Source organism: Nostoc sp. JL34 (genome assembly GCF_017114945.1).
Lineage (GTDB): Bacteria > Cyanobacteriota > Cyanobacteriia > Cyanobacteriales > Nostocaceae > Nostoc.
The window spans coordinates 34,288-58,603 of sequence record NZ_JABXKQ010000084.1 but is presented as its reverse complement, the minus strand read 5'-3'; the positions used below and the strand labels follow the sequence as shown (position 1 = coordinate 58,603).

Here is a 24,316-nt window from a genome sequence, read left to right as displayed (position 1 = left end):
TTTTTACAACTTATCTCTGGGTAATTAAGTGACGAGCAAGCAATGTAATTGTTGGATAGTCAATTAGCCACTGGGGCAGAATCTCTTGCTCCAAATGCTTCTCAAGCTTAATTGCCAATTGGGTTGCCGATATGGAGTCTAATCCGTAATTCTGGAAAGTCTGATTGTAATCAATACTGCCTATCTTCAGTACTTCCCTCACTGCTTTCTCGATCGCCTTGGCAATCACTTCACCGTGTACTGCCAAGGGCACTGGTTGCCGTTGCAAGCAATCGGTCAAAAGCTTGACTGTCGGGAAATCAAGGAGCCACTGGGGTTGCACTTCTTTTTGAAGACGTTTTTCCAGGCGAATTGCGAGTTGGGTTGCCGAAATGGAATCCAACCCATAATCTTGAAACTTCCTGTTGTCATCGATTTCCTTGAGTTTCAGAACCTGAGTTGCAACCTCTCGAATCACGTTGATGGTGGGTGCGTCTGGCTGGTTTGGTTGGGAGTCATTTGCATTGAAGGCGATCGCTTCATGGCTCTCTTTGTCGAAAGCTTTGGCAGTAGTTTGCGGAAACAACAGACGGTAAATGCGTTGAATCAGTTGCGGTTCGAGCCTTTTGATTTCTGACAAACTGATGATATTTGTGACGCATTCTGGGGCAATGAATCCTTGCTTCTGAACCAGAGATTCCCACTGTTCGATCTGGTACTGGATGCTTGAAACCTCAGTCTGAGAATTGCTTGCAGAGCGATCGCGTGCAAAAAGCAGCGTGGGAGCAGCCTCACCAAACTTGGTTGGGTCTAGCTCAGTATTCAGAACCCAGGCTGCTTCCTGCTGCTGAAGCGCAAGTTCAAATAAGTCCTTACCGACTTCGTTGGAATGGGTAAACAAGCCAATTTTATCAAGATTGTTTTGCATGGCTTTAAAGATACATGATGGTGCCCGTGCCGCCATTCCAGTTTCGTGCCAGTCCACCCAGGTGATTGACTTATAGCCTCGTTTATGCGGTTGAGTGTTTTGATAAGCCATGAACCAGTCAACATAAGCATTTGCCAAGGCGTAGTCGCAACTTCCCTTTGCGAACCGAGGGATTAATCCCGTCAATGAAGAGAAGGCCACGAAGAAGTCGAGGGTGTCGTTCGCAAAAACGGCGGCAAGTGCTTCGAGTCCTGCTACTTTGGGTTCGAGGACGGCAGCTATGCCAGCCAAATCTTTGGTTACGAAAGCAGGCTTTTTGAAGTCAGAAGTGATACCAGCACTGTGAATCACACCGCCGATCGAACCAACGCGATCGCGAATTTCAGCAAAGAAGTCCGCTAACTGGTGAGATTCGGTTAACGATCCCGTATATATGCTCAAATGCTCAACCTGGCGATCTAACGAGGCTAGCTTACCAAGTTTCACTTTTAGGTGTTCGGAATATTGTTCGCGATCGTCCCCCCATTTTGTTTTGGGTGGTAACGGGTTCAGTCCCATCAAGACGAGTTTCCTCGCGCCTTTGGCTACGAGATAATCAGCTATTTCCAGCCCAATTCCTCCCGTTCCTCCACTGATAACATAAACTCCGTCGCTACGAATCGAGAAATCCGCCCTTGGTTCTTCAACATGTCCCGCCATTCCTCCCCGACAAGAGGCGCCGAAGTCTGGGAGGAATGGCGCTCCGGGACTCTTTGCTGGGGAAGGTGGGGTAGCCTCTGGAAATAAGGGGGAATGGGGACTAGGAAGAGTTTTTTTCTCTACGAGACCCTGCGCGAACAAAACTTGGTTTAGGTCTGAATCCCCTTCCAAGTTTTCCCAGTCCCCAGTCCCTAATCCCCAGTCCCCAGTCCCTTTTTCAAGTTCAGCTTCCAGGTATGGGACGAACCGTTCTTGCTGGCGATAACAAATTTCTGTTTCTTCCAGGTTAGCGGTAAGCTCCTGAGTGAGTGCCTGTTCGAGCAACCCTGGATTACGCAGCATCGCTGTATCAATATCGATATGTCGAGATGCGACGTATGCGTGTTCGGCACTGAGTACCTTAATCAGTCCGGCAAGTTTCGCTCCGGCAAGACTAATCGTATCTGAGCGGAAATGCTGTAACCCCTTTGTGACATATAATATGTCCAGATCGGAACTGACAGCTATCAGCTGTTGATAAAACGCAATTTTTCCCAGTGCATCCCGATCGCAATCCTTAGAACTTTGGTAGAGAGCGCTGAGATCGACAACGATGCGAATCCGCTCAAGTTGGGAGAGGATCGTCTTTGCACTTTCCAATCCGCAGGAGGAATCGCGAAAATCAAGTATTTGTGCTGATATCTGACGATTTCGGTCACTGTCATTATTTGCACAGTAGACAATCACAGCCCGTTGTTGATTGAATAAACATTGCCCCAAATCGGCGGTTTCTTCGTTTACCAAAATCAGCATCTCGCCCTGGAAAGACGAGGTTTCTGTCGGTCGAACAGCGCCTTGTTTCCACTTTTTCTGGATAGAATAGAGGCGCTTTGATTTCTCCTCAGACTCGACAGGCTGGTATTTAGCGCGATGCAAAACGAATCGTTCGACCCCATCGTAGCGTACCCATTCCAATCTCGACCGTTCATCCAATGGGTTGCGGCTCAACCATTCCCGCAGGAGAACCTGATACTTCTCTGCACAAGATGTACCCTGCTGCACACTAATAATTCGACAATTGTTAGAGAGCGATGTTGCGATCGCGCCCGTCGCCGGATCGTTTTCTATATCTGCAAAACCTTCGGTATTGGCAGTCAGATAATATGTATCAAACAATCCTTGCTGGGATTTTAACCATTCGCCAAGGATCTCAAAATAGTTGCGTGCGGTATCATCTTTAGATTCCACGGCAAGGACAACATTCAACGGTTGCCCAATGGAAATAGTGGTGAGTGCATCGAAGCTAAGACATTGCAAGTTTAGCGATCGCTCCAGCCCAACGGAAGCCTCAATTTTTCTCAGAAGACTACAGATCCCTTCCTTATCCCGATCGCTGGCGTAGACGATGAGGATTTTTTGGTCTTGATAATCAGCAAAGCGATCGCTCCACGGGATATCCTCTGGAAGTGCTTCGGGAGTCCACTCAAGGGACTGACAAGTAAAAAAACATCCCAAATTTTCTTGTGGGATGGGTGTCCTCACCCGTCCCATATTCAGGGCGGGCAGGATGCCCACCCCACAAGATGGATAATTTATTTCTTGGAAGTCCCCAAGTTGACTGGCTGAGTCGAGACGATCGGCAAATTCTGATTTTTTGACTGATAAATCGGCGATCGCTCCCATCTCTTTGCCAATCCAGTAACGCTCTCTGGCAAATGGATAGGTTGGTAGGCGAATCCGCTTTGGCGCTGTTACACCAGTGGTATAAATCTGCGTCCAGTCAATCGCCACACCTCGCACCCATAGTTCCATTACCTTGGAGTATTTTCGTTGAGACAACCAAGAATTAGTCGTCGTCACAATGTCACTATCAGCAGCAAATTTTATAAAATCCGAGGAATCCGATCCAACCAAGCCACAATAGATACTATCAAAACTTTTCATCTGAGTAGACAGACTGCGGTCAAGAAAGCGGCGCAGCTTTTGCCTTACTTCAGTCAAGGTATCAGCAACAAATCCTAGACGGGCATCCATTGGTTCACGCCCCACTTGTAATGTGTACGCAAGGTCACATAGCCGATATCTCAAGGCGGTTGGCTGTTGGCCAGGTTGCGTTTGTGATTCCAGGTGTTTTAGCAGTTGTTCTGCATATTCCCACAGGCGCTGTTCGTTCTTGGCGGAAAGTAGGATCGGATAAGGTTGAGCGGGTGCAACATCGGTGATAGCTGGATGTCGATCGCTCCGATTAACATATTCCTCAATGACCATATGTGCGTTTGTGCCGCTAAAGCCAAAACAGTTGATGGCAGCACGCCGAGGCTCTGCATCGACAATCCAGTCTGTACATTTTGTATTGATGTAAAACGGGGAGCTATCAAGATTGATGTGTTCGTTTAACGATTCATAGTTGATTGTCGGCGGCAGTTTTTTATTCCTGATGGCAAGTAACACTTTGATTACCCCAGCCACCCCCGCGGCGGTGGCGAGATGACCAATGTTGCTTTTGAGCGACCCGATCGCACAAAACTTTTCTTTATTGGTGAACTCACGAAAGGTTTCGCATAACGCTTCTACCTCAATCGGATCGCCGAGTCGCGTTCCTGTACCGTGCGCCTCAACCAGTTGAATGTCTGCTGGCTGAATCTGAAACCGTTCGTAGACCTGTTTCTGCAATCGTTGCTGTGACTGTCCGTTAGGGGCTGTAATTCCATTGGTCTTGCCGTCTTGATTCACCCCCCAGCCTCGAATCACACCGCAGATGTCATCACCGTCTTTTTCGGCATCAGCAAGGCGTTTGAGTAACATGACGCCCACACCTTCGCCCGGTACAAAGCCGTTAGCACGCCGATCGAAGGTGAAACATCTGCCATCGGGTGACAAGATACCAGCCTTGCTCATCATAATGTGCATTTCCGGCCCGGAGAGGACGTAGACTCCTCCAGCCAAGGCTGCATCGGAGTGACCCAGTAGCAGACTGTCGCAGGCGTTGGCTATGGCAACGAGCGATGCAGAGCAGGCTGTGTCGATCGCCATACAAGGGCCCTGGAGGTTGAGGAAATAGGAGATCCTTGCTGGAAGCAGTGCCGCAGAAGAGCCTAGCAATCCGAGAGCGTTCAACTCATATCGCTGCACAATCTTTCCATAGTCTCCCGTTTCGCAGCCGACAAATACGCCACACTTGCTGCCTGCAAAGGATGTGGGGTTATATCCCGCATCTTCAATGCATTGCCAGCTAGTTTGGAGAAACAGCCTTTGCTGGGGATCCATGAATTCCGCTTCCCGTGGGGAAATATGGAAAAAGAGGGGATCGAACTGATCGATATCCTCCAGCGCACCCATCGACTTGCAGTATGTCTTGTTTGCTACATTCCTATCCGGGTCATAGAAATCAGCAAGGTTCCAGCGATCGCTTGCTATTTCCGAGACACAGTTTTTGCCGTTGGCGATGTTCTCCCAAAACTCTGCTAAATTTTTCGCTTGCGGAAATCGACCGGCCATACCGATAATGGCGATCGCGTCACTGCTATAATAATTTCTGTCGGCAGGGGTAGGCAGAGACTCCTCTGGTATTTCAGTAGTGCTAAGTAATATCGGGGCGTTTAGTCCGTGCTGAGTGTCCAGTCGTACCTCATCCTTAAAACTAGGGGATTGAAGCAAGGATATATTTTTTCTCATTTCTAACTCAGCACTCAGCACTTTCAACTCAGCACTTTTTTGGTGAGCGGACGCTGTTTGGGGGGAAAGTGCCACCGCATTGTTGGACTGCATTCTGGCAACGGTTTGCTCAATGTTGCGGGCAAAGTCGCTGAGTGTAGGATATTTGTAGACATCCGTTGCTGGCAACGAAGATCCAAATAACTGATTTATCTTCCTGATCCACGTGACCGCAGTAATGGAATCCATCCCCATGTCAACAAACTTCGCCTCTTCGTCGATCTCGGTTGCTTCCATGAATAGTTCTTCCGCCAGAGATTCGGTGAGGATATTCAGAATCGATGGTGATGAGGGTAACTCTCTGTTTAATGGCATCGGAGCAGGCGGACAATTCTCAACGCGATCGCCAACGATCGTTGCTTCGGGAGTGGCTGTCTGCTCCTTCAGCGAAGAGGCAGGGGGAAGGGGGCAGGGAGCAGGGGGAAACGATCCCAACCAAGAGCGGTGGAGCGGAGCGGAACATGGGTCTGAGTCCCCCACTTCTGTTAAGTGGTTCTCGTTCAGGCGGGGTCGAATCCCCATCTGAACCTTCTCACCTGCTCCCTGCTCCCTGCTCCCTTGCCTGTTTTTCAAACCATTAAGGACGTTGCTAGACTGCTGCACGTAGTTGGCGAATTCTCGCAGAGTTGGATAGCTGTAAACCTTCGTGGCGGGGAGAGAGAGATCGAACTTGACGTTGATGCGTTTGATCCACATGACCGCAGAGATGGAATCTAGTCCCAGATCGACAAACTTTGCATCTTCGTCAATTTCCTCGGTTTCTAAAAACAATTCCGCCGCGATCGTTTCTCTGAGTGTCTGGATAACGAGTTGGTTCTGGTCTGAATCCCCAGACTTATCTTCCCAATCCCCAGTCCCTAGTCCCCGATCCCCAATCCCTAGTTCAATGCCCCGATCAAACCGTTCGTGAATGTTTTTCAGCACCTGGGATTGACCAACAAATGTCTTCTCGTGCATTGCCAACTCTTGCGTGTGAACCGCGTCCAATAAATCCTTTAGCCCTGCGGTTGCCTGGTTTTTTCGCTGAACAAGCTCATTTTGGGAAAACTTGGCGAGATGATGAGCAAGCTTCAGGGCATAACCAAGAACTTGGCTACGAGGAAGCACAGGCATTGAGATACCTCGCTCCTTTAACTCGGCTCCCTTGTATTCTCGTCCTCCGAACAGAATTTCACGACTTAAGTTTGGCCCCAAACGTGCAGGAAAAATCAGCGTCGATCCGGCTCCAGGCGTAAAGCCGTACTGCATATAAGGAGTTTGATAGATGCTTTCTTCGCTGAATATGTTTACGTCGCAGAACATCCCTAATGACCAACCACCCCCGATCGCGTGACCCTGCATGGCTGCGATCGCAGGTAGATGACATCGCAGGGGCAGGCTGTGAATATCGTTGTCGGTAAATCGCGCCCTGCCGTTATATATATCTTGCAAGCCGCTTTTTGTTCCACCACACGCGAAGTATTGGTTGTAACCAATAAGTACGACAACTTTATAAGTGGGCACACTTTCAATATGCTCGAACGCTTGAGTTAATCCTTCGCTAAAGGCGTTGGAGAACATATTTTTATTGGCTGTATCGGCAAGTGTAACCTGCACAACGCCGTTCCCAAATGTATGGACGTGGACTACATCGCAATACGTAGCCACTAAGGTCGGACTGGCAAGCCATTGGTCATTTTCCTCAACCATTCGTTTTAAATCCTGGTGGGTAAAGAATGGAACTGCCGACACGTCGCTCAACTCGATATTGCTATTGGCTGGAGATGGGAAATAAGCATGACGCACTAGGCTTTGGACGCTACGTGATAGCTGTTTTTTCAATTCAATCAGCGATCGCTGCGGTGAGTGAGAAATTTGAGTTGCGAAATCGCAGGCAAGATCGTCGAGCCGATCGTCGGCAGCAACCAGGCAGTCCAGACCCATTTCTACCAATGCCTGTCCGCTACAAAGATGTGGCAGTGCAAAAAATCGAGACGCGAATGATTTGCCAAATCGCTCCTCAATTATCGAGCGATCGCGATCGCTCAAACCTCGGTGACAAAACTGACCGCTTTCACGGAAGATGAGGAAATCACAGAGGCTGGCTAAGTTCCAACCCAATCCACGAATATCACTTTTAAGTAACACAATTAGAGGTAATTCTAATTCCAGGAGAAAACCAATCAACGCCCGCATGACTGGCACATCGTTGTGAGTTATGCTGCCAGAAAACAAGCCGCCATCGTCAACCAGCAATAAGACACGCACTTCATCCCTCAAGGCGAGCGATCGCATCTTATCCCTTAGCTCAGTACTGAGCCTGGAAGCATCTAAGGGGCGATCGGCGGCAGCGATCCTGATTTCGACTATTCCCTCACCTTGGGGGGAAAGACTGAGAAAAGAGGACGTTACTTTGGTCTGCGGTGTCAGATCGGCTGGATCGCTCAGGCGAATCGGTTGTCGATTGCGGCGATTAACTTTATCGCACTGAACCTTGTCAGTGTCCACCAAAGTAATTAACTTCCTACTTTTAGGTGAATCTATTGTCTGCTGTTGGTCGTTCAACTCAATGGCTTTGCTACTTTGTTCGCCGCTTGTCGCCTGTGTATTTACTGTCGGAGTAATCTGGCTAGAATTGTTGCCTTCCAGTTCCAACCAATACCGTTTTCTCTCAAAAGAATAGGTTGGCAGCGAAATTCGCCGGGGGGAAATGGTCGATGTGCGACGAAGCCTCGACCAATCAATATTTACGCCTTTGACCCAGAGTTCCGCTAGACGAGCGTAACAGCCCTCTTCAGTCCAGGCTGTTATTTGTTTGAGCAAATCGGGGTCAGAATTCCACTTGAGAACTGTAGCTTTATCTTTACCAGCTAGCCCCACATAGCAGTCATCAATATCGGATTTACCTTTAATAAAAGCATCAAGTTTGGCGATCGCATCGGATTGCGAGTATACGAGCATGGCAATCCGTGACTGTAGTGCCTCACGCCCCACTTGCAAGGTATAAGCTAGGTTCTGGAGATTCACCGCCCCTGCTTCTAGAAACTGATGCAGTTTATTGGCATAAGCAGCTAAACACCCGTTATTTCTCGCAGATAGCAGCATTAATACTGGCGTGTCACCGATTTCGGACTCGCTGGTTGGCTCCTCGTCATACTCCTCGACAACAACATGGGCGTTGACACCGCCAGCCCCAAAGGACGATACGCCAGCGATGCGAGGGACTGTTTTCGTTTTTCCGTCTACTTCCACGATCGGTTGCGGCCAATGCTGAAGATGACGCTGCACGTAAAACGGTGTCTGAGGAAAGTCGATATTTGGATTAAGTTCGTCAGCGTGCAGACTGGGAACGAGTTGCTTGTGCCTGAGTTGCAAGATCGCTTTGGTCAAACCCGCGATTCCAGAGGCCGCCTCCAGATGACCGACGTTGGATTTGACAGAGCCTATGGCGCAAAAGCTTGTGTCTTGAGTATGCAGTTGAAACGCCTTAGTCAGACCCGCAACTTCAATGGGATCGCCAAGTTCAGTTCCCGTTCCATGTGCTTCGATATAGCTCACCTCTCTGGCATCGACCCCAGACTTTTCTAGCGCCTCAAACACTAGTTCTGCCTGTGCTTTGGGATTGGGCACTGTATAGCCGTTGGTTTTACCTCCATGATTGACATGAGTGCCGCGAATTACGGCATAGATGTTGTCCCGATCGGCGATCGCAACAGACAAGGGCTTCAGTAATACCACCCCCACACCTTCGCCGGGAACAAAACCATTGCCGTGGTTGCCGAAACTCTTGCAACAACCATCTTTAGACAGCATTTTGCTGGCACACAGAATGTTGTAGCTGGATGGATGCAAATAGAGATTGACACCGCCAGCAAAGGCGAGTTGCACTGAACCATTTTGGAGGTGTTGGCAAGCTTCATGCACTGCTGTGAGCGACGAAGAACACATAGTATCGATGGGCATACTGGGCCCGCGAAGATTCAGAAAATACGACAAGCGATTGGCGATCGAACTAAAAGATGTGTGGGGGTGTCCGATCTTACCTTGTCTCCAGAGTTCCGACCCGTAGAGATCGAATCCGGTTCTGGTCACGCCGACAAATACGCCGACTTGCTGTTGGTATTGGGATTCTAGCATCTGCCTGGTGTGACCGGCGTCCTCCAATGCTTCCCATGCCGCCTGAAGAAAAATTCGCTCCTGGGGATCGATATTTACCACTTCGTGCGGGGAAATACCGAAGAATTGGGCGTCGAATTCCTTGGCATCATCCAGAAAGCTGCCCCACTTGCAATAGCTCTTGCCAAGCTCGACTGCCTCTTCGACGTGAGGATGAAAATGATCTTCCCAAGACCAGCGATCGCGCGGAATTTCCGAAATACAGTCGGTTCCGGCTTTCAGACGCTCCCAAAAGGTGGACAGATCCTTAGCCATCGGATAGCGACCGCTCATGCCAATGATGGCGATGGCATCTGTGGTATTGCTTCTCGACCGAGCAGCTAATCGGGAAGTATTAGTAGCGATCGCGGCGGCAGGTTCGGCATCCGGCGATTCACTTGCGGCATTTTGATCTAGTGTAGTGGCGGATTCCCGATTATTACTCAGCTGCGCGATCAAGTCCGAGCGGCGGTACTCAACGAAGTAGTTGACTAGTTCGCCGAGAGTCTGCACTTCAAAAAGTAACGTGCTATGAATTCCTCCAAATTTTTCTTGTAGCGCCCCTGCGATCTGCACCACTAAGATGGAATCAATTCCATAACTCTGGAACGGCTCATCAGCTTCGATCTGCTCTGGGTCCATGCGGAGTATTTTGGCTACTAGTTGCTGGAAAAACCGGGTGGCTTTTTGGCGGAGGCTAGTATCATCGGATTCGTTGATTGCATCTATACTGCTGATGCCAGAACCACTTTCAACAGTACGAGTTGCATTACCAACTGACGGGCGATTCTGCCGCACCAGTCCATCACTCTCAGCAACGATCGCCTGTTGTCCGAGCGATCGCGCGATCGCCGCCGGGAACCAGGGAGATTGAAACCCTTCTGTTTGCAGCACTCGCTCCCAAGATTCAACTGACAACAGCGGCGTCCCGTCAATTCGCAACTCTGGGTCTTCATGTCGCCACCATCCCTCCAATAGCCCGAACGTGAGATGACCGAACAGCGTTTGGTCGCAAAGCTCATTGAGCAAAATTAAACCATTAGTCCGCAGACAAGCCTTGACATTCCGCAGCGTTTGCCGAATGTTACGAGTCGCGTGCAGTACGTTTGTGGCGATCGCGAAATCATAAGTACCGCCTGCAATTTTCTGTCCTGCCAACGGCTGTTCAACGTCAAAGATGCCGATTTCAACAAAGGGATGGTCAGGGATGAATTTCTCTTGGGCGTGCAAAAGAAATGCTCTGGAGATATCGGTGTAGCGGTATTCGCTAATGCTATCCTCAAGTCCGGCTAATTTGGACAGCATGGCTTTTGTTGTTGCGCCTGTTCCCGCACCAATTTCTAATATCCGCAGCTTTGTGTGTGGATCGTGCTTCAACCGCGCCTCGATCGCCGACCGTAGCGATTTTGCCAACACTTCGTTAAAATAATCGGCAACAGAATTGTCACGATAAATACCTTCGACAATCTGTAGGGAACCATTCGGGAACAGACTGTCCGTCCCTCGCTTCTGCCCGGATAGAATTTCTGGCAACGCCCGAACGCAAGTCTCAACTAAGGAAAACGCCCGCTGTTTGCTGTCGGCTTCTGGCCAATTGTCCCTAGCCTCCTTCCAGGCTTGCCAAACTATGTTCGGGGATTCGAGTCCAGCCCCCGCTTCGTTTTGAGTAAGAATAGATATACTAGCTGCCAGCCATTTTGCGTAGAAGTCAGGTACACTACCAGACGAATGCAGGTTTAGTGCATTGAGGCTAGTTCGCAGCAGGCGGATTAAAAGCGGCTGCATCTGTTTGCATTGAAAGATGCTATCCGCCTGTAGTTGCCCGATCGATTGGTTGGGCGCGACATCGATGTGCCGAATCTCGTGTATGATTGACGGCGTAACTTCCTCGAAGCTAACAACAAATTCGCCCCCGTCGTACCAATCGATTGCCTCGACACTTGCGCTCTTAATTAAAGCAAGCTGATTCAGGCGATTGTTGCTCACTAGGCACTCTAACGCCTGCATCGACTCTTTAGACTCTAGAAGTCCGATGCCACGTTGTTTGAGGCGAGTCTTAGATGCCTGGGAGATTCTGTCTCCGGTGCCGATCGCCCAGTGCCCCCAATGAATCACCTTGACTGGGCAGTTCCAACGGCTGGCGAGGCACTGGGAAAAGGCATCCTTAAAGGCGCAGCCTGCGGCATAACCACTCAGTCCGCCGCTTTGCGACAGCGCCTCAATGGAGGAGAAGAATAAAACAAAATCCAAATCTTCGGTGTGAAAGACCTGAGCTAGCCGCACGCTCACGTCTACTTTGGCAGACAAAACTGTGCGAAGTCTAGCTTCGTCTGTGTCCTTGAAGCTGCGATCGAAAAGACCCACCGCCGCATGAACGACACCCTGCACCGAGCCGAACTCACGTTTAATCTGTTCATAGGCGCGCTGAAGTTCCTCCTGACTCGTTGCGTCTGCCGAAATATATCTCGGCATTGGCCCCAAGTTAGCGATCGCCTCTAGTTTCTGCTGAATTGTCTCATTCAATGGGCTGCGACCAATCCAAACGATTTGCGCTCGATATTTTTCGCTCAGATATTGGCTCCATACCTCGCCCAAACCTCCGGCACCACCGATGACTACGTATACACCGCCGGCACGATAGGCCGATCGACCAGGTTCTGACAAAAACAGCTTTGCCAGGATCGGTCTGTACCATTTGCCGTCCCGCCACGCCAGCGATCGCACATCCGAATCAAAGGGGACGAACATCTCTGGCACTGGCCATATATATGATGTACCTGCGGGTGAAGGCATATCCAGCAGCCGAAATTTCCATTGGGGAAATTCTTTGGCTATACTGCCGATAAATCCATGAATACCCGCTTGGGTGGGATCGGGATCTTCACCACAAAAGACCACTTGACTTTGTAGTGCGATCGCAGTCCATTGCAGCCTTTCGTTTCCATAAATAACCGCCGCCGCCTTGAGCAAACGGTAAACTTGTACAAGATCGCTTGCTTGATTAACCAGAAGATTCTCAGGAAAGTCATGTCTGGCCGAATTACTGCCTCCGACCCAGATAATATGAGCAATCCGCCCCAGCAGCTTGAGTTGCTCAACGAGATCGTGGATATCTGCATCAGTGGCGATCGCCATGAATTCGCACTGGGTAAAATACGTTTGCAAAACCTGCTTTTGCTCAGGGGTGCCACCAATAATCACCGTCTTACCGTCGGGCATCTTCGAGCCAGATTTTTCGCAGCTTGAAATGTCTACTGGTTGCCAAACCAGCTTTAACGTAAACAGTTCCGCCTCAGAAGCAGACTGTTCATCAGCTTGTTCCAGCTTGACGGAAGCATTGGCATCTGGCAAAGCCGACTCTTGTAGTGACGTTGTGCCTGGAAGCCAAAACCGATTCTTCGCAAAAGGATAGGTTGGCACGGAGAACCGCCAATGTTTTGAGGATGCCGTCGGCAATTTATTTTCATCCAGCAAACACCAGTCCAGGGAAACTCCGGCGACCCAAAGAGCTGCCAACTGCTCCCAATCTCGCCCTGCGAGCGCTGCTTGAATCACCTGTTCTCCCAGAGTCCCCCGAATTAAAGTCTTAACCTCACGACTAGGATGCTTGATGTTACCTTGAAAACCCGATTCGCCTATATCTGGAAATTGACGCAACTTATTAACCAGGTCAACGCGACTTGCGGCTACCACAGCCAGCCGTTCCTCGAATGCCTGCCTGTGGCTTTGCAGAAACCGAGTCAGTTCTGCCAAGGAGCATTGCTCGTCAGAGAGCGAACTGAGCCACTGCTCAAATTGCTTGACATAATCCCTTAGCTGTGCAGTATTCTGAGCCGACAGCACGAAAAGAAAAGGTTCAGAAGTTCGGTCATCCACCTTTTCAGCAGGTAGCGCCCAAGATTCCACAACTTCGGCCAAGCTTGTTGGGGAATCCTGGCCGCTTGGGGACTGGGTACTCTTTACTGGGGACTCGGCAAGAAATTTCTTCTCGTGCGAACGCTGCGCGAACAAGATTTGGCTGGGGTCTGAATCCACAGACTTATCTTCCCAGTCCCCAATCCCTAGTCCCCAATCCCCAGTCCCTAGTTCAACGCTGCACCCTACGTCATATTCTTCCACCACAACGTGAGCATTTGCACCTCCAGAGCCGAAACTACTTACACCAGCCCGTCTGGGAATAGATTCGTTGGGGCGATCCCACTTCTGATGTCGATCCACAATATAAAACGGGCTGTCGGCGAGATTGATATGACGGTTCAGGTGTCCGAAATGCTGATTTGCTGGCAGTTCTTGATGTTGGAGGCATAGCACGACTTTCAGCAGACCTGCTATACCCGCAGCCGCCTCCAAATGCCCCAGGTTGGTTTTGAGCGAACCCAGACCGCAGGAGATCGCGACTTGGGGAGTCTGACTCCATTCCGAAAAAGCTTGTTGAATTCCCTGGATCTCAATGGGATCTCCTAAGGCTGTGCCCGTTCCGTGGGCTTCGATAAAACTAATGGTGTTAGGGGCTACACCAGAGGCTTTCCAGGCATTGGTTAAGAGTGCTGCCTGCTGTTGCGGATTCGGTACAGTGAGACCGGCGGACTGTCCACCATGATTTGAGGCTGACCCCTTGATCGTCGCATAAATTAGATCGCCATCTGCTTTTGCCTGACGCAATTGCTTGAGCAGAAACATGACAGCGCCTTCACTGCGAACGTACCCATCTGCGCGATCGTCAAATGTCTTGCACTTGCCATCATGCGCCAACATCCCAGCCTTGTAATATGCGATACTGTTAGCCGGATGGCTCATGATATGTATGCCGCCCACAAGTGCTTGTAAGCACTCACCTGCTCGGATAGATTGAACCGCCTGATGCACTGCCATCAGCGAACTGGAACAGGCCGTATCAATGACGATGCTTGGGCCTCGCAAGTCAAAAAAGTAAGAGATGCGATTTGCCAGTGCCGCCAACGACGTGCCCGTTGCAACGTGGGCTTCTATCGGAATACCTACCTGCTCCATTACCCGACAGTAATCAGAGCCACTAGCACCCACAAAAACTCCCGTACTGCTGCCAGCAACTTTGTTCGCAGTGATGCCAGCGTTTTCTAGTGTTTGCCAAGCTAATTCCATGAGAATTCGCTGTTGCGGGTCCATGCTCTGAGCTTCGATCGCACTGATGCGGAAAAAGCCAGCGTCAAACAGATCGATTTGGGATAAAAAACCACCCCAATCGATACCTTGGTGCTTGCCTTCTGGGTCGATGTCCCTAGGCCATTGCCAACGTCCTTCTGGAAGTTTCTCAATCACTGAACCACCGTTTTTGAGCAGATCCCACAGCGATTCGGGATTGTTAATGCCACCGGGGAGCCGACAGGCTAACCCAACAATGGCAACAGCGTCGTCCGAGTCGGTTGCTTCGGTTCGCCACGATATTGCAGATTTGGGAGTAGTTGTCAACAAGGTATCTGTAGGGGCGACGAATGGGGACGCGACATTTTGATAAGAGGCAGGGGGCAGGGGGCAGGGAGAAGAGGGGACTGGAGGTACAAACCTCACCCCTTGTGGGTGAACGCTCCCTTGCTCCCTTTCACTCTTGGTTGAAACCCCATCTACAAGGGATGGGGATGGTTTTTCTCCCCTGCTCCCTGCCCCCTTCCCCCCTGCTTTTTCATTCTGCGTTACCGAGAGTTTCTGCTTCTCGATCAGAAACATCAACACCTTTTCGGGCGTGGTGTAGCTGAAGAAGAAGGCTGGGTCTAAAATCAGCCCGAAGCGAGCGCTGATTTGTTCGCTGAGAATCAGCAAATCGACTGAATTCAGACCCATCTCCATCAAGGGACGATCGAACTTGTATCCACTCCGTTTTTCATCATCCAGACAGGACTGAACCGTCGCTTCCAAAAATGCAGTAGCCAATTCGGTGTCCCATGCTTGTGGTTCAGCATCCCACTTTGCTGCGTCATTAATTCGCCGATCGTCGCGTCTACGCTGATGAATTGGATAGCGGACGAGTACCCCATGCCCCTGATTGTTTCGATCCAATGGTCGATAATTTTCCACAATCCACTCAATGTTCGCGCCGTGTAGTTCGTGAAACCTCAAAATTGGATCGATTAGCTTACCACGGACATTGCGCTGCCTTATGTACTCTTCAAAGGAAAACTCGTGGCGATGGAACTCCTTGCACAACGTGACCGCCACGACAGACTCGATACCATCGATCGCGCTGCACCGCTGAAGCATAAACTCCAGTAAGTGATCCCCAAGTCTCCTCTCCTGAACTTTGGGAAGAATGTTTACCGCCAGCAACTGGACAATAGAACCGTTCTGGGAATGCAACTCTGAGACTCGATTTGCGGCTATGGTTTGAATTTGATCGGCACTTTCAATCCGCTGTGAGTAGATAGCCCCGACGACTTTGTAATTATTATCATAATCGGGCAACTCCAGCACTAACTGTCCTTCCGGATAATTGTTCAGGCGATCGACCAAGTTGGTAGATGTAGCTTGCAACTCAATCGACCAACATTCCTTTTCTAATTGCACTAGTGCGGGCAAATCTGATGAGCGAGTGTGGCGAATGCGATAGTCCACTTTCTGAAAATGCACGACCGATGTATCGGTTGGTGTCAGTTGGCTAGCCGGAAATAACCCAACATTAGCTGCCAGTATCAGGAAAGATTCAGCACCGATATCGCTGGTTTTGGGAACCGCCTCATTTGGCAAGTTATTGAAGTCGTGGCTTAAATAATTGATGTCCTTAGTCAATTGCAGTAAGACAGGGTGAGATTGGCAAATCAGGAGTCCGTGACGACCCACGACGTTGCTCCACTCGCTCAACATCTGCCTGTTATATTCGGTTATGTCCCTGATGTCGCTTAAGTCAGATTCTTCATCGTTGAGATGGCAAACGGACTGAACGAACAAGATATCTTGCTTTTTAGCAGTTATTCGACCGTCCAGTTCACGCAATATCTGCTCTGGGCAATTCAAAGGCATTGAAATGACATCAGCGGGGATATCTCCAAGGTTACGAGTTGCAGTCTGAATTAAATCTGGGCATTGCTCAATACCAACTAGTGTCAGATCATGCTCGTCTAGGACATTACCGCGAAGACTATGATCTCGAATCCATAAGTATATCTGTTGTAGCAGTAGACCGTTACCGCAGCCCAGTTCAACAAGAACTCTGGGTTGCTCCTTGAAGTTCGGAGCATTAAAAATTGACAGAATGTGATTTTTTAAAATCGGCCATAGCTCAAAGTGGCTTTGTTGTACCATTTTTCTACCTGGGCTACGAGTCATGCTGTCTAATCAGTACAGGCTTTTCATACTACTAATTATTAAGTACACTAACATAAAAATTTATAATTACCTCACAAAAAATTCACATATCTGTACATAGTCGAAATAGACCTCTTGCAGAATTATTTTATGGTAAAGTAAAAATTTTTGACAGTATAAGCAATCTGTTTCAGTAGTAAAAAGTACTAAAAATGTCTCTTCACTCCCCCTGCTCCTCCTGCCCATTTCATGAGGATCTCACTTTTTCGCGTTGCTCCTGATCGGGGGCAGTCTCATGGCATTAGAATTCAAATCTCTTCGTGGCAAACTAAAAATTCAAAGGCTTTGATTATAGCCAATGCTACTGCCCTAACAGAACAGATGGAATCATTTTTTAGCGAGATAAAAGATCCACATCTACCTAAGTATTTAACCTAAATTGATATCATCGCACAATTATGTAATATCAATTTACGTTGAGCTTGCATATAATAGAGAGTCGAGGATAAGTTTGGTCTGAGGTACACGAACACTTTAATACTGTATCCGGTACGAGATCAAACCTGAACTTGATAATTAATCTTTTAACTCATAATACTGGGTATCACTATCTTCACCATCTTTACCCGACTATTCCCTGGTACAAACTACTAGAGTCACATAAGGTTTTGTGTCCAGAGAGTTCAGACATTTCAGATGGCTTATTCGATGTTTATAAGCAATTATCACGCAGTTAAGTATATGCCTAAGTCAGCAAGTAACCTCCCTGACTCGGCTACAAAACCGTGCTTGAATCTTTTAATTCACACGGCTCTTCAATAACTTAGTGTTTATCACACACCCTTGTTCTTATCCTGGCTAGTAGAGGTATAAAACATCCTCTTATTTCTGTTGCAACAACATCCCTTTTTATTGAGGGAGAGTAAAAAAACTAACTTTTAACTCCTAACTTGTAACTCCTAACTTTTCATAAAAGCGGCAAGATTCGCAAGGGCCATCTGGGCTGACTGCACAGCGAATTAGTTCTGAATGAGCATTGTAACAGCAGGTGGCATCACCGATTACCCAACGTCCCGCTACCAAACTTTTCTCAGATGGTCGTTTAGCTGATTGCACATAAATGGCAATATTGTGCAAGCGGTAGCGCCCAGCTTGAAGTTGGTATCTATGGCGGCGCTCTAAAACCGCGTAGGTTTTACCTTGAAAATCGAGATAGTTTCCGGGTTGGGGTGTCCAATCAAGTTGCACTCTACCGAGGGACTCACGCGGGTGCGTCAGAATCACCTCAGTTTGTAAAGAGTCTGGCTCCATAAGCTTATGTGATTTGATTTACATTATAAGGATGGTATCGCGATCGCTTTCTTTAGCTTACCGAATTTAGATTATAATTAATGATTAACTAGATTTGCGAGAGATATACATACATTAGGGATGCACTGCTGTGCTACCTTACTGATTACGGCAACCAAAAGTCAGGCAGGATAGATTTGCTCAAGTCACGCAAAGTTTGGTTGAGCGATCGCGCCACTTGGATATGCACTTCATCCTCTTCTACAGCTAAAATCTCAGATGGCTGACCTTCTCCTAAATAAGACACCACCAAATTCGCCGCCTCCAAACCAGTAACATAAGCCTTTTCCTGTGACCAGGAACCATGACGGTTCACAATCCAATCCCCACTCATAAACACATTCTCAAAACTTGTCTTCGCGGGCAACATATAACGATAGCTACCAGGTGCAAAGTGAGTCACTGCTTGAGGTAGCCGAATTACACTGCTATCAATAATCTTTGCCTCTCGAAATGCTGGTACACAAGTTGCTAAATAACCCTGAACTATTGCTAAAATCTCCTCATCACTCAAACCCAGAAACTGATTCGCATGATAAAAATCAGCTTCAATCACTGTTCCCGGCTCATCTCGATATTCATCATGTAAAGCATTCAAATCAAAAAACGTCCAACCTGTAGTTGTGTCAAATCCAAAACAAGCATTAGAAGGACGAGGAATATCAATTTTACGGTCAAACCATAGTCGCGTTGCTAAAACATCAATTGCTCCTAAATTGCTCAAATTACGGAATTCTTCACGGCTTTGTAAACTAGGGCTAGTTGAGACAATTTTCTTCATTCCCGTGATTCCAACCGCAAAAATCACGGCATCTGCTTCAATTACTTCATCACCGCAAACCACACCCTTGGCTCGATGATTACTATCAACAATTAAATCTGTAACCCGACGCTTGGGCAACACTCGCACACCAGCTTTTTCGATACGTTCCACCCAAGGACGAAATATCTTTTCTCCAACAGTCCCCCGACACCAAACCACATCAAAATCCGGTTGATGAGCCAGAATAAAAAAGTAAAGCATCCCTAAAGTTGCGGCGGCTGAACATTGTTCGCCAGGGGCAAATAAGCCCACTAATAACATCGGTTCAAAAGCCTCGCGGTAAAGTCGTGCTGAAACATTAAAGTCTTTGAACAATTCACGGGCGGTTACAAAGTCATAGCGCCGCCAAGCTGCATCAGAATTGTCAAAATCAACGACAGCATAAAGTAAAGGTAGAGCGCTAAGACGATCAATTAGTGGCAGCCGCTTAAACTGAGTGTAGAGAAAAGTTCCCAGTGGCGAGGGGAGTCGCGGTAAGTCTTGAAAAATCGGTGATTCAACTTCCAAACCTGCTGGCGAATATTGCGAAGAACGAGTCCACGTAGTAAAAGGATTAATTCCTAATTCATTAATTAGGGAAAAGATATTTTTGTAAGGATACCAAAAGCCATGAATGCCAGCTTCGACAGATTTTCCGGTGGCTGTTTGCCAACCCGCCACCAATCCACCAGGATAGGGGCCTGCTTCGAGAAGTGTCACATCATAGCCTTGTTTTGCCAAATGGTAGGTTGCTCCTAAACCAGCCCAACCAGCACCTACAACTACCACCCGTTTTTGTTGTAACCCTCCTACCATCACAGCCTCCAATTGTTGCAGTCCATCAACTAATGTATACGAACTTGTGTTCTGATCGGGCAAGGGTTGTTATTATAGCGATTTTCGTATCCTGCGGGAAGTCGCTACGCATCTATGGATGCAATAGGCGCTTTAAGCGCACATCTGTACACCCATACCATATTCCATCGAATTAAAATAGCTATAGACTTTAAAAAAAGGCTCAGGGGAAGCGGTTCAGTAAAAATCACTTGCGGTTAATGCTGAGTTAAGAGTATAACAGAAAACAGACTTAGCTATTCATGAGGAATAATCATAATGAGTCAATTAGCAGATGTAAAATTTAGTCTGAATGACTTTGAATTACGAGATGGAATTTATTTTCCTAGTGACTATGAACAATTGAATAATACTCAACATAAAAAAACATGGGACGCAATTGGTAAAACATATTATGGTTCCCAAAAAATTGAAAAAGTTGCAGAGACATCGCCTATTAAACAAGATTACACTCTGTTAACTGGCACACCTGGAGGTACTTGGAACAAATTTCCGTTGAATAAATCTGTTAATTCTATTCTGGAAATTGGTTCTGGTTATGGTCGCGCACCTTTACATCTCTCTAAAGCGAAAAATCTGAGATGCGAGAAATATTATGGAATTGATATTTCTGAACCTTTATTGCGGAGGTTAATCAAGGTTAAACAAGAATATAATTTTTTTCCAGAAGCTGAATTTAACTTGATTTGCACTTCTGCTGAAATATTGCCTTTAGAAGATAATTCTATAGATTTGGTAATTTCTAATTGCGTTTTTATGCATATCCCAGATGCACAATTAAGAAATTTATTGGCTGATATATCTCGTGTGCTAAAGCCTGGGGGAATTTTTGTTTTTAATCATTCCTTTCATAACAAGTCTTGTCCTTCTCATATTATCCATAATTTTGTGAGAAAGCTGAATCCATTTGTCAGAAATCCAGTTTATCTCAAGCAATATTCAGCCGCTGAAATAGAGGAAATGTTAACTACTGCTGGTCTAAAAACAAAGTGTCCACAATACATTGTCGAACCAACAGAAGAATATGCAATTTTGCCAGAAACCATCAAAGGAATCCCAGTACCATTTGCTAAAACGATAAACAGAAGTCTCAAGCCATCTGGTAATTTAAAAGAAACTTTAGCTTATGGCTTTAGTGCCTACAGTACTAAACTGGACTAATTAAGAAACTCTCTTATTGTCACAATTAACTTAATACAGAAAACTACAGAAGCACAACAATGTTGTGCTTTTATTTTTACAATAAATACTTATGAACTTTCAATAAGGTTCGGTTAAAGGGGAAAGGTTTTGAATACATCTTTTACCCCTTCCCCTTTCCGTAGACCACAAGGAAAGTGAAAAATGCTTATCCGAACCATATTGTATGAACTCTGTCTTATACTTTTTTGCTTGGAGTTCGATTATTTAGTAGAAACTCCAGCTAGGAAGGCATAATTTATTACTGATATCTAGCAACATCTGTACTATTAAATATGGTTAAAAAAGTAATGCACTTAAATTGACCAATAGATGGGAGGCTACATATTTTAGCTCCACAAGCAAAATATGCTTGTAAAATATGCGGAATTTCAACATTATATGAACTAGGACATTGTTGAGGTAATTCTAAACTAAATTCTGATTTTGGATAAACCAAAATACTTGGATGCATCAAGTTGTTGTGCTGAAAATAATTATAAGCACACCGAGCTTGCAAAGGATTTTGTGTTTGAAATGTTACACGCCCCAAAAAATATTGATTTCGACTCCAGATAAGATAATTTGCTAGCCCCTTCCAGAGCAATAAAAGTGCTTGAATATTACGGTATTCTTTTGCTATACATGCACGCCCAAGTTCTACAGTTTCCTGAAGCATAGAATCAGGAATGTCATTGATATTAAAATATTTTGCAGCACTAAAGCCCAATGCTTGAGAAGCCATTGTATAAGATTGCATTCGGTAATTTCCAATAATTTTACCAGTTGCTTTAAAGATGAGTATCAAATGATGACAAACCGGATCAAATTCATCTTGATCTATCCGGGTAAGGTTAGAAGCAGAGTATTCCAAGCCTAATTCAATATTAAAAATTTCAAAGCGCAATCGAAAAACAGATTCTAATTCTTCTTTAGTAGAAGCAAGCCGGAGAATATATTTTTCGGTTTCAATTACTGGAAAATCTTTGAGGGGACGGTCAGCAGTTAGTGGAAATTTAATGTTCATCCTAAATATCTCATTAATAAATAATCATTACATACTCACAATTATTGTTGCTTGTCTAGCATCGTATGACCTTACCTATTATTTTAAGCATTCTATATATAATTTCTATTAAAAAGTAAATAAAAAAAATATTTTTTAGGACAAAATTCCTGGAATTATGTCTTTTATAAAAATACATTTTGGATATTAAATAATATTAAATACTAATTAATAGATAATTTATCAAGATAATATGAAGTTGTATGTGACCTGACTCAGCTATTTATTTTTGATATGTATTAATCGAGCGTAATCGTTCAGGAGGAGAGTCAAAAGTTACAACTGAAAGGTTGATACTCCTCATGACGATGTTTTGACGGTTACAATCTCCACTCTGACACTTTATACTCGACCGAACGGGAATCTTGTTTAAAGTTTGGATAGTTTTTGGGATTTCCTTCATTGATTGTGATGTAGTTTACCAACTTTTTCCAACATATTGAAGCTAAAGTTGGTAAATTATGGATTAGTTGAGCTAATTCTTCCCCAGACAACTATGCCGTTGGATTTATCGCCTCTTTGGATATCACTCAAAACTTCATTACTTGCCACATTTATTACCTTCTTCTTGGGTATCGCTGCTGCCTACTGGATGCTGGGATATCGTGGCAAAGGTAAATCGTTGATTGAGGGTGTCTTTATTGCGCCATTGATTTTGCCTCCCACCGTTGTCGGTTTCTTGTTGCTGCTATTTTTTGGTAAAAATGGCCCTGTAGGGAAACTCATGCAGACTTTTGACTTCACCATCGTCTTTACTTGGTATGGTGCAGCGATCGCAGCCACGGTAGTTTCTTTCCCATTGATGTATAAAACTGCACTGGGAGCCTTTGAACAAATAGATGGTAATCTGCTGCGAGTAGCTAGAACCCTTGGTGCAACTGAAGCCACAATCTTTTGGCAGATCAGTTTACCCCTAGCACTACCCGGCATTGTCGCCGCCACAATGCTAGCTTTTGCCCGTGCTTTAGGAGAATTCGGGGCGACGTTGATGCTGGCTGGTAATATTCCAGGAGTTACGCAGACAATCCCAATGGCGATTTATTTTGCTGTGGAAGCGGGAGCAATGAATGAAGCTTGGTTTTGGGCGATCGCGATTATGGTGATTTCTCTATCTGGAATTATTGCAGTCAACTTCTGGCAAGAATTGAGGGAAAAGAGGAGAGGAGGGGGAGCAGGGAGCAGGGAGCAGGGAGCAGGGGGAGAAATTCTCTACACGCCGCACTCTAGCTTTGAATCTGGTGGATTGTTAGTCAACATTGAAAAAATCCTTCCTAGCTTTCATTTAAAAGTTGCTTTCACTACTGATGAGCAACCCTTGGGATTGTTAGGGGGTTCTGGAGCGGGTAAGAGCATGATTTTGCGCTGCCTTGCGGGGATAGAAACGCCCACAATCGGGCGGATAGTTTTAAATGGCAGAGTCCTATTTGACTCGGAACAAGGAATTAATTTACCCAGCCGCGATCGCCGCATCGGTTTTTTAGTGCAGAATTACGCCCTATTTCCGCACATGAGTGTGGCGCAAAATATCGCTTTCGGCTTGCCCAAAAAACTATCTGCTGGGAGTATTCGGGTACAGGTAGAGGAGCAACTAATAGCGATGCAGCTGCAAGGATTAGGCGATCGCTATCCACACCAACTTTCTGGGGGTCAACAACAACGGGTAGCTTTGGCAAGAGCATTGGCAAGTCAACCGGAAGCATTGCTTTTAGATGAGCCGTTTTCGGCACTTGACACCCATCTGCGTAGCCAATTAGAGCAGCAAATGACAGACACTCTAGCTGATTACCAAGGTGTGACTCTATTTGTCACGCATAATATGGAAGAAGCTTATCGAATTTGTCCAAATCTGTTGGTATTAGAGCATGGTGGAGCCGTTCATTATGGCTCTAAATACGATATTTTCCAGCATCCTGCTACTGTGAGTGTTGCCCAACTTACCGGATGTAAAAACTTCTCCCGTGCTGTTCTCCAGTCATCACAACAGGTAGAAGCGACTGATTGGGGTTGTACTCTGCAAGTAATTGAACCAGTCAAGAGCGAATTATCCCACGTCGGCATTCGTGCCCATCAGTTCATTTTTACCAACGACTCATCACAGGAAAATACCTTTCCCTGCTGGGTAGTCCGAACAAGTGAAACGCCCCATCGAATGACGTTGTTTCTCAAATTACATTCTGCTGGCAAGAATTCTCAAGATTACCATCTGCAAGCTGAAGTCTTCAAAGAAAAATGGGCAACGATGAAAGATCAACCTTTTCCTTGGTATGTGCGTTTAGATCCCCTGCGCTTGATTTTAATGGAATAAACGCAGAGATGTATAGACAGAAGAAAGCATTGCTGAATTTACTCGTTTCTG

At 46.6% G+C, this 24,316-nt stretch carries 6 protein-coding genes and 1 pseudogene; 3 read left to right on the top strand and 4 right to left on the bottom strand.

Annotated features, from left to right (window positions below; all coding sequences use genetic code 11):
* Positions 1-10: 10 nt before the first annotated feature.
* Positions 11-16,705 carry an SDR family NAD(P)-dependent oxidoreductase gene (locus HWQ44_RS16050; RefSeq protein WP_292720255.1) on the bottom strand — a complete coding sequence of 5,565 codons (16,695 nt, stop codon included), beginning with the start codon at positions 16,703-16,705 and terminating at the stop codon, positions 11-13.
* Positions 16,706-17,247: 542 nt separating this feature from the next.
* On the opposite strand from HWQ44_RS16050, the pseudogene HWQ44_RS16045 reads away from it, so the two are divergent.
* Positions 17,248-17,445 (top strand): annotated as a pseudogene (locus HWQ44_RS16045) (fatty acid desaturase); the annotation flags it as partial.
* Positions 17,446-17,653: 208 nt separating this feature from the next.
* Here HWQ44_RS16045 and HWQ44_RS16040 read toward each other — a convergent pair.
* A complete protein-coding gene (locus tag HWQ44_RS16040) occupies positions 17,654-18,019 on the bottom strand; it encodes a DUF6464 family protein (RefSeq protein ID WP_292720252.1) in 366 nt (121 codons plus the stop codon).
* A 145-nt stretch (positions 18,020-18,164) separates the two neighbouring features.
* Complete coding sequence (locus tag HWQ44_RS16035) at positions 18,165-19,676, bottom strand: FAD-dependent oxidoreductase (RefSeq protein ID WP_292720300.1); 1,512 nt, start codon at positions 19,674-19,676, stop codon at positions 18,165-18,167.
* A 297-nt stretch (positions 19,677-19,973) separates the two neighbouring features.
* On the opposite strand from HWQ44_RS16035, the gene HWQ44_RS16030 reads away from it, so the two are divergent.
* The gene (locus HWQ44_RS16030; protein ID WP_292720249.1) at positions 19,974-20,876 is read left to right on the top strand and encodes a class I SAM-dependent methyltransferase; all 903 of its coding nucleotides are present in this window, start codon (positions 19,974-19,976) and stop codon (positions 20,874-20,876) included.
* A 280-nt stretch (positions 20,877-21,156) separates the two neighbouring features.
* Here HWQ44_RS16030 and HWQ44_RS16025 read toward each other — a convergent pair whose 3' ends face one another.
* On the bottom strand, positions 21,157-21,921 hold the full coding sequence (locus tag HWQ44_RS16025) for a GNAT family N-acyltransferase (RefSeq protein ID WP_292720247.1): 765 nt from the start codon (positions 21,919-21,921) through the stop codon (positions 21,157-21,159).
* A 535-nt stretch (positions 21,922-22,456) separates the two neighbouring features.
* Between HWQ44_RS16025 and modB the strand changes: the two genes are divergently transcribed.
* Positions 22,457-24,265 carry a molybdate ABC transporter permease subunit gene (gene modB / locus HWQ44_RS16020; RefSeq protein WP_292720297.1) on the top strand — a complete coding sequence of 603 codons (1,809 nt, stop codon included), beginning with the start codon at positions 22,457-22,459 and terminating at the stop codon, positions 24,263-24,265.
* Positions 24,266-24,316: the final 51 nt, after the last annotated feature.

What these genes read in the sequence shown, in the direction of transcription:
- HWQ44_RS16040 (WP_292720252.1), bottom strand. Translation starts at nt 18,019, where the DNA reads ATGGAGCCAGACTCTTTACAAACTGAGGTGATTCTGACGCACCCGCGT.
- modB (WP_292720297.1), top strand. Translation starts at nt 22,457, where the DNA reads ATGCCGTTGGATTTATCGCCTCTTTGGATATCACTCAAAACTTCATTA.
- HWQ44_RS16035 (WP_292720300.1), bottom strand. Translation starts at nt 19,676, where the DNA reads ATGGTAGGAGGGTTACAACAAAAACGGGTGGTAGTTGTAGGTGCTGGT.
- HWQ44_RS16030 (WP_292720249.1), top strand. Translation starts at nt 19,974, where the DNA reads ATGAGTCAATTAGCAGATGTAAAATTTAGTCTGAATGACTTTGAATTA.
- HWQ44_RS16050 (WP_292720255.1), bottom strand. Translation starts at nt 16,705, where the DNA reads ATGGTACAACAAAGCCACTTTGAGCTATGGCCGATTTTAAAAAATCAC.
- HWQ44_RS16025 (WP_292720247.1), bottom strand. Translation starts at nt 21,921, where the DNA reads ATGAACATTAAATTTCCACTAACTGCTGACCGTCCCCTCAAAGATTTT.